This is a genomic window from Nitrosospira sp. Nl5, from assembly GCF_900102495.1.
Lineage (GTDB): Bacteria > Pseudomonadota > Gammaproteobacteria > Burkholderiales > Nitrosomonadaceae > Nitrosospira.
Genome location: NZ_FMVQ01000020.1, coordinates 25,090 through 33,009, shown reverse-complemented (window position 1 = coordinate 33,009; position 7,920 = coordinate 25,090). Strand labels below are relative to the sequence as shown.

The 7,920-nt window shown below is 52.2% G+C and carries 5 protein-coding genes; 4 read left to right on the top strand and 1 reads right to left on the bottom strand.

Annotated features, from left to right (window positions below):
• The first annotated feature begins 326 nt into the window (after nt 1-326).
• Nucleotides 327-1,532 carry a sialidase family protein gene (locus tag BLP45_RS13805; RefSeq protein WP_090373071.1) on the top strand — a complete coding sequence of 402 codons (1,206 nt, stop codon included), beginning with the start codon at nt 327-329 and terminating at the stop codon, nt 1,530-1,532.
• Between the two features lie 144 nt (nt 1,533-1,676).
• The gene (locus BLP45_RS13800) at nt 1,677-4,298 is read left to right on the top strand and encodes a TonB-dependent receptor (protein ID WP_090373070.1); all 2,622 of its coding nucleotides are present in this window, start codon (nt 1,677-1,679) and stop codon (nt 4,296-4,298) included.
• Nucleotides 4,299-4,326: 28 nt separating this feature from the next.
• On the opposite strand, the gene serB is transcribed toward BLP45_RS13800, so the two are convergent.
• Nucleotides 4,327-5,157, bottom strand: coding sequence for a phosphoserine phosphatase SerB (gene serB / locus BLP45_RS13795; RefSeq protein ID WP_090373069.1), 831 nt, complete (start codon nt 5,155-5,157; stop codon nt 4,327-4,329).
• Nucleotides 5,158-5,497: 340 nt separating this feature from the next.
• Here serB and purT point away from each other — a divergent pair, with 340 nt between their 5' ends.
• Both purT and BLP45_RS13785 read left to right on the top strand, forming a co-directional pair.
• A complete protein-coding gene (gene purT / locus BLP45_RS13790) occupies nt 5,498-6,733 on the top strand; it encodes a formate-dependent phosphoribosylglycinamide formyltransferase (RefSeq protein WP_090373068.1) in 1,236 nt (411 codons plus the stop codon).
• Between the two features lie 255 nt (nt 6,734-6,988).
• Nucleotides 6,989-7,810 carry an SH3 domain-containing protein gene (locus BLP45_RS13785; RefSeq protein ID WP_090373075.1) on the top strand — a complete coding sequence of 274 codons (822 nt, stop codon included), beginning with the start codon at nt 6,989-6,991 and terminating at the stop codon, nt 7,808-7,810.
• Nucleotides 7,811-7,920: the final 110 nt, after the last annotated feature.

Here is a 7,920-nt window from a genome sequence, read left to right as displayed (position 1 = left end):
GGAGATATGGTCACTCTACCAGAGCGGCAAGCTGCATCCGGAGAGCAAGTTGAGCGGGCACTTCGAGCACAACGAGAAACCGGCCAATGTGGGCAATGTCATGCGAATAGTTGCCAACGTGCTCAAAAAGGAGGCGGCGTTGCAACGGTACAAGCAGGCGATGAGGCGATAGATTTATCCTGAATTTATTTTATGTATACCCTTGATCACATGATATCAGCCGGCTGAGTTCCCGTAAAAAAACGATCAGGATGCGACAATTTGCCACATTCCCATGCTTCCCGAAATAGATTATTCTCGCACCCGATATTGTTATTGGGGGAAATATGCGGCAGATTCTTCGTATTACAGCCATATTATTGCTGGGTGCTTCAGCCGTCGCCTTGGCGGATCATCCCGATCCCGCTATAGAAAGCATGGACAGCGCGAAACCTCGTCCCCCCAAGACGACGCTGGCAGTCGGCGCCACGCTGGACGGCAATGGACGGTTATGGTTGGCAAAAGTTGAGAATCAGCGGCTGCTGGTTTCCCGCTCGGACGATGAGGGAAACGTTTTTTCCAACCCGGTTGTCGTTACACCGCAGCCGGAAAACATATCGGCTGACGGCGAAAATCGTCCCAAGATTTCCGTTGCGCGCGATGGCACCGTACTTTTAACCTGGATAGAAGTGCTGCCGAAGAAGTATTCGGGTAATGTACGTTTCGCCCGTTCGACTGATTCGGGCCGGACTTTTTCCAAACCCATCACCCTGAACGACGATGGGCGTGTCACTAGTCATCGTTTTGATTCGCTGGCAATCGATGGTACCGGTAAGGTAGCGGTGGCATGGCTGGACGCGCGTGATCGGGACGCGGCAAAGGAAAAGGGCGACGAGTTCTCCGGGGTATCCGTATATACCGCGCGATCCAATGATAATGGCGCCAGCTTCGGTGCCAACCGCAAATTTCAGGAGCATACCTGCGAATGTTGCCGGATTGCGCTCTCTTGGACAAAGCAAGGTCCGGTAGCCTTCTGGCGGAATATTTTTGGTGCCAACACGCGTGATTTCGCCATCGCAAATCTGGATAAAGGGGGAATACGGCGCGGCACTGTTGATGAATGGCAAATTGATGCATGTCCGCATAACGGAGGAGACATAGCGTCCGATCGCCGGGGCCAACTGCATCTGGTCTGGTTTACCAATGGCAACAACCGTCAAGGATTATTCTACAAACGCCTCGATAGCGGCTGGGAATCACAACCGCTGCCCATCGGAGATTCCGCGGCCCAGGCAAACCATGCGTCGGTGGCTGCGGAGGGTAAAACAGTTATTCTCACCTGGCGCGAATTTGATGGACATTCCTATTCCGCACAAATGATGCACTCGAATGATAGTGGCGTGTCCTGGAGTGAACCACAGCGATTGATGGATTCCGCCGGAGCGACCGACTATCCCATACCGCTGATAGACGGCAAAAAAATATTGGTAGTGTGGAATACCGCGCTGGAAGGCTTGCGGGTGCTTCCTTTTGAACGAATCGCCGCAAGGTGATTGCTGCGTCCCGATTCGGGTAACTTGCCCCGCGGTTGGGAAAGTTGAGATGTTGATAATGCAGCCATCTGAAGTGCGTACTAAAACAGCGTCCATAAGCTGGTCGGTTGTTCAATAAAAAGCAGGCGAGAAAGCATCATAAATATGAAATTCATCCCTCTTGCCTTGGCGAGTCTGCTTTGCACGTCTTCTGCCTGGGCCGAAGATTCGGGGCACCAAAAGAACGTTCTGCCGGAAAAGGCTTTAACGGGTTCTCGTGAAGGCAAGCGGCTTGTCAAAACATCCCGATCAATTGGTGGCATCGACGAACTCATCATGCAGCCGGAAAAAATCTCTTCACCGGTACACGGGAACCAGGTCGCACAGGCGGCAACTCCAGTTCCCGGTGTTGCCGGAAAAGAAGCGCCAAGTGAAGCAATTGGCAAGGATGAGGGAAAGGATAAAGACAAAGATAAAGGCAAGGATAAAGGCAAGGATCAGTCGGCTCCGAATAATCAAAAGGAAACGGTATTCAAGGAGATGGTTATTACGGGCGATGTCGAGCGTGACTCGCATTACACCTCGCCTTCCACCCGCGTTACACGAAAGCAGATCGAGCTTCAGAATGCTCAAACCACGGAAGAAGTGCTCAAGTATCAGCCCAGTTTACAGATTCGTCAGCGTTATGTCGGCGATCCCAATGGTGTTCTGGGCATTCGTGGCGCCGACATGTTCTCGACCGCCCGCAATATGGTCTATGCCGACGGTTTGCCACTGCATAACTTTTTACAGGCATCCTTTAATGGGGCGCCACGATGGTCAATGGTCGGCCCCAATGAAATTGACGCTGTTGACATTGTTTATGGTCCCTTCTCGGCGGAATACAGTGGTAACTCCATCGGGGGGGTAGTCAATATAAGAACCCGCATGCCGCGCAAGCAGGAGTTCTATGTCGAGACCAGCCTCTTTATTCAGCCGTATAAGCTTTATGGACCGGATAAAGGAACGTTTATAGGCGACCGGCAATTCGTATCTTATGGCAACCGGATTAAAGATGTCCTGACGGTATTTGCGTCCTACAATCGTCTGGAAGCCCAGAGCCACCCGCAGTCCTACTTTATCGACAATACCGGTCTTGGAATTCCAGGCGGGGGCCAAACTGTTGTTACCGGCGGCATCCGTACACCTGACACACGAGGCGTCCCTAGCGTTATATATGGCGATACCGGGCCGGAAAAAGTGAATACCGAGTTATTCAAATTCAAGCTGGGCTATGACCTTACCCCGGAGCTCCAAGCCATTTTTACCGCGGCGTATGAAGATCGTACACGCAATCAGAATCACCCCCGCAACTATTTGCATGACACCTCAGGACAGCGGTTCTTCGGCGGACCTCAGCCCCCCGCTCTGCCTAATGCCGTTCTTGGAGATACGGCGTTCGACGTTCTAAACAGAGGTTTTGGTTTCAGTTCGGATAAGCGCGAGACGTTGAATCTCGGCCTGCAGCTTCGCGGTGCACTGACTCCGAACTGGAATATTGATACCACGATCAGTCATTTTGACGTTCTTAAAGACCTTCGTGCATCCTCCTTCTTCAATCCAAGCGATCCCAATGGTAATGCCACAGGCCAGCTTCAGGATTTCAAAAAATTCAGCTGGCTGAATTATGACCTCAAGCTAAGCACTCCGGCACTACTTGGCAATCAAAAATTGTCGTTCCTGACCGGGTATCATTTTGATCAATACAATTTGAGTTTTCGGCAGTATTCCTTGACGGACTATGCTTCGCTTACCCGGGGCGCCTTGCAGGCCAACCGGAACAATGATGGCCAAACCTCGACCAATGCAATCTTCGCACAATCCGCGTATCGTTTTTATCCTGATTGGGACCTCACAGTCGGGGCGCGCCAGGAATGGTGGTCGGCTACCAATGGCGTTGTCGGAAGCGCTGCCGGAAGTACTTCGGTACCGGATCGCGCCGAATCTGCCCTTTCTCCCAAGGTTTCGCTAGGTTATGAACCCGGAGCCTGGAAATACCGTTACTCTTTTGGCCGGGCTCATCGGTTCCCGGTGATTGCCGAGCTTTTTCAGTCGCTTGGGAGCCCAACTCAGATTATTACCGCTAATGCGTTGCTCAGGCCCGAGAACGGCGTGCACCACAACTTCATGGTTGAATACGGACTGCCTAAAGGCTACGTTCGCCTGAATGTTTTCCGCGACGACATCAAGGATGCCATCCAACAGGTGCTGAGCGCTTCAGGCGTACTAACACAGAGTTCGTTTCAGAATATCGATCAGACCAGCACGACCGGGGTTGAGCTTATCTTTGATCAACGGCGTATCCTGGGTTCGAGATTTGACTTCATGTTCAACGGCACCTGGATGAATGCGAAGGTAGACAAGGGTCCAATCATCAGTTCCACGGATTCAACCGGCGCGAATGCCGATTTTGATCTCACGGGAAAGCAGCGCATCCGTTTACCCCATTGGCGAGCGAATTTCTTTAGCACTTACCACGCTACGGATGCCTGGGATATCTCGCTCTCCGGCCGCTATACCAGTGATTCGTTCAATGATCTTGATAATCGGGATCGTGTCAACAACGTGTTTGGGGCCCAGAGTGATTTCTTCTTCATGGACTTCAAGACCAGCTACCGGTTTAAATTGCAAAATGGCTTGAAAAGCAGGGTGTCGTTTGGCATCACCAACCTGAATAATGATAAGGCCTTTGTTTTTCATCCCTATCCGCAACGCACTTATATTGTGGAAGCCGCGTTCAGTTATTAGCCTGGATACCAATGATCGGTTGTACCCATTATCGGAACAAATTGACGACGCCGTCCAAACCAACATGACTGATCGTGTAGGTGGCCTTTTTCTGCACGATGGGCTTGGCATGATAGGCGATACTGACGCCGGCTTCTTCCAGCATTTTAAGGTCGTTGGCGCCATCGCCAATTGCAATGACTTGCTCTCGTTTCAATCCCAACTCCTCGCGCACGCGTTTTAACATATCGGCTTTTCCCTGTGCACCGATGATTTCTCCAAGCACCTTGCCGGAAAGTTTGCCATCAACAATTTCGAGCGTGTTGGCGGCGGCGTAATCAAATTCCAGTTTTGTTTTTATTCTATCGGTAAAAAACGTGAATCCTCCTGAAATTACCATTGTTCTAAGGCCTGCTGATTTCATCCGCTGCAACATCTTTTCTGCACCGGGACTTAATCGTACCCGCTCATCGTAAACGTGTTGCAGCGCATCCTGATCCAGGCCTTCCAGCAATGCCGTACGCTGCCTCAAACTTTCGGCAAAAACGATTTCTCCGCGCATGGTCCGAAGCGTAATTTCGGATACTTGCGGTTTCACGCCATGCATATCAGCGATTTCGTCGATGGATTCGATCGCGAGCAGGGTCGAATCCATATCCATTGCCACCAGGCCAAAATCGGAAAGCCGCGCCGTTTGCTCGACAAAAGCGTAATCCAGCTCGGCATCGGCGCAATACTCCGGTACGTTTTCCCGCCGCTGCGCGTTTTCCAGCCGGAAAGCCTGACCGGTAATTCGTTCGATATGATTGGCGCCAGCGAGTTTTGCCAGCTCTCTTAGATCGTGGTTCTGGATATCCAATCCCTGGATGATAAGGTTCATAGCTTTCCGATTTTATTAAGGGGCTGTCCAGCGGCATAATCCGTAAAAACGGCTTGTTTGACCGCTAGCTGCGAGATTCTGGGAGGAACAGCTAAAGTCACTTGGTATCGACCGCAAAGCTGATTTTTTGCAGCAGCCTGCATTTTGCCAGCATTCGCTGCTCACTTCTATAAAAAACCGCCGGAACCATCCAGCAACCCCTGCATAATCTCGAGTTGATCAGTAACAGCTCTGCGGATGATTTGAATGAAAGAGCGCGCTCCCAAATATAATCATCATGCCATAGGAATGTATAATTATTGGGGAGACCTTTCCCCGGGAACTGTTAAAGCAAGGGATTATGAAAAAATCGCTTATTATCGGTACGCCACTCAGTCCCTCCGCTATTAAAGTCATGCTGCTGGGTAGCGGCGAACTCGGCAAGGAGGTCATCATTGCATTGCAACGCCTGGGCATAGAGACCATTGCCGTGGATCGCTATCCTCATGCGCCGGGTCATCAGGTGGCGCACCGCGCGCATGTCATCAACATGGCGGACGGCGCCGCATTGCGTGAATTGGTCGAAAGTGAGCAGCCGCAATTCATCGTACCGGAGATCGAAGCGATTGATACCGCTATGCTGGCGGAGATCGAACATATGGGAATGGCGCGCGTCATTCCCACTGCGCGCGCGGTGCAACTCACCATGCATCGCGAAGGGATCCGATGCCTTGCGGCGGAAACACTGGGTTTGCCGACTTCACCGTATGCCTTCGCCAGTAGCCTGGAAGAACTGCGCATGGCAATCGAAGATAGCATCGGCTATCCTTGTCTCGTGAAGCCGGTAATGTCTTCTTCCGGCAAAGGCCAATCGAAAATTAACGGTGCGGAAGAAGTAGAGGCGGCGTGGAACTATGCCGCAAGCGGTAGCAGAGTGAATCAGGGGCGAGTTATCGTCGAGGGTTTCATTGATTTCGATTATGAAATAACACAGCTTACCGTGCGTGCGATGAGTGCGAACGGTGAAGTGGAAACGCATTTTTGCGAACCTATCGGTCATATTCAGATTAACGGCGATTACGTGGAAAGCTGGCAGCCCCAGGTAATGCCGGCACTGGCGTTGCAGCGCGCACGTCACATTGCCAGGGAAATCACTGGCAATCTCGGCGGCTTGGGTATTTTCGGCGTGGAACTTTTCGTCAGAGGTGAAGAAGTATGGTTTAGCGAGGTCAGCCCGCGTCCGCATGATACAGGCTTGGTAACGATGTGCAGCCAGGTTCAGAACGAATTCGAGCTTCATGCACGCGCCATACTGGGCCTGGCGGTAAATATCGCCTTGCGCGCGCCGGGCGCGAGTGCCGTAATTTATGGACAGCTGGAAGAGCAGGGTATCGCATTTGCCGGAGTGGACGAAGCGCTACGTGTTCCGCAAAGCGACTTGCGTCTATTTGGCAAGCCGGAATCTTTTGCCAATCGTCGCATGGGGGTAGCACTGGCGAACGGTGAGGATACCGCCGAAGCGAGGATACGCGCAAAACTTGCGGCAAGTTGCATAGTGCCCATAAAAATGTCCGTCAAAAGCGAGCAATGCAAGTAGAGACCCTTGCCGTTACACCAGCGGAATACCCAAGCGGGATTGGTGGAGTCAATCTGGCACCCCTTTGTTCTTCGGGTCACTACATGTCCGTGCGTGCGCTACAGTTTGGGCGGAAATTACCGTTGAATAACACAATGGAAATAATGATTTGCATTACACCTAACTGAACTGCGAAACCTTAACTGCGGGATAATATTAATTGTTGTGGAACGCTGGCGCGACAGGATCTGGAGATACGGAGTGATGGGAATATTCATGCAGTCAGCTAAGCTACATAGTCTGCAAGAGGCTCGAGCGGGACGAGTGCCATGGGTTGTCCTCTTGGCGCTGCTCGGCTTGAACATGACGGCATGCAATACTCTCCCGAAATCATCCCCGCCTGAGATTCCGGTGGATTGCTGTGTAAAGGAACAGCATGAAATCGAACGCCTGCAAAAACTGCTTTCAGAAAAGGATGCGCAGCAAGATGAAATTGCGCGCCTGCAGAAGTTGGTGGCGGAGAAGGAGGCGCAGCTCCGCACGCATCAGGTGCGGCAGCAGGAAGAGGCCAGGACGTTGCAAAGGACAATCAGCCAAGCCGCCCACGCGCAAGTGAAGCTTCGGCGGTTGGCTACCCGTCCTGCTGCCGCCTCGACTATCGCGGAAGTTGAGGTTGCAATGGAAAACCTGAATTCATCCCCGTCCGCAGAGTCCGAACAGGTCATGCAAGCCCAAGCACAGCGCCTGGTTGATGCCGCCTCCGCATCCTATGAAAAAGGTAACTATGTTGCAGCCATGGATTACGCGGCACATGCGCGGGGACTGATCGATATGATCAAGCATAATCGCAACTTTAAACTGTCAGGTGCCCGCCGTGCGACGACGGCGTTCGAAGTACCCATCCCGCTACGCATGACGGCCAATAGCAATCTGCGCCAGAAGCCAGTTATCAGCGCAGCGGTAATCGACGTGCTAAAGAAGAATTCCAAAGTGATAGCGGAGGCCTACCGGGGTGACTGGTTGCACGTTCACACAGCGGACGAGCAGTCGGGATGGGTGCTGAACACACTGGTGGAGACGCAAGCAGGCAGACCCTGATTGCTCGCCGGGTTAAAAGGAAACCCTGCTGAAAGCACTGGGCGGCCCGTCTGGCCAGCACGTTTCTACGCTTTCGGTTTCTCGAGACCGAAGAAGGGAGTGGGCCTTAA

Bases quoted from the DNA above. Each gene is read 5' to 3' on its own strand.
- BLP45_RS13805 (WP_090373071.1), top strand. From the start codon at position 327: ATGCGGCAGATTCTTCGTATTACAGCCATATTATTGCTGGGTGCTTCA.
- BLP45_RS13800 (WP_090373070.1), top strand. From the start codon at position 1,677: ATGAAATTCATCCCTCTTGCCTTGGCGAGTCTGCTTTGCACGTCTTCT.
- serB (WP_090373069.1), bottom strand. From the start codon at position 5,157: ATGAACCTTATCATCCAGGGATTGGATATCCAGAACCACGATCTAAGA.
- purT (WP_090373068.1), top strand. From the start codon at position 5,498: ATGAAAAAATCGCTTATTATCGGTACGCCACTCAGTCCCTCCGCTATT.
- BLP45_RS13785 (WP_090373075.1), top strand. From the start codon at position 6,989: ATGCAGTCAGCTAAGCTACATAGTCTGCAAGAGGCTCGAGCGGGACGA.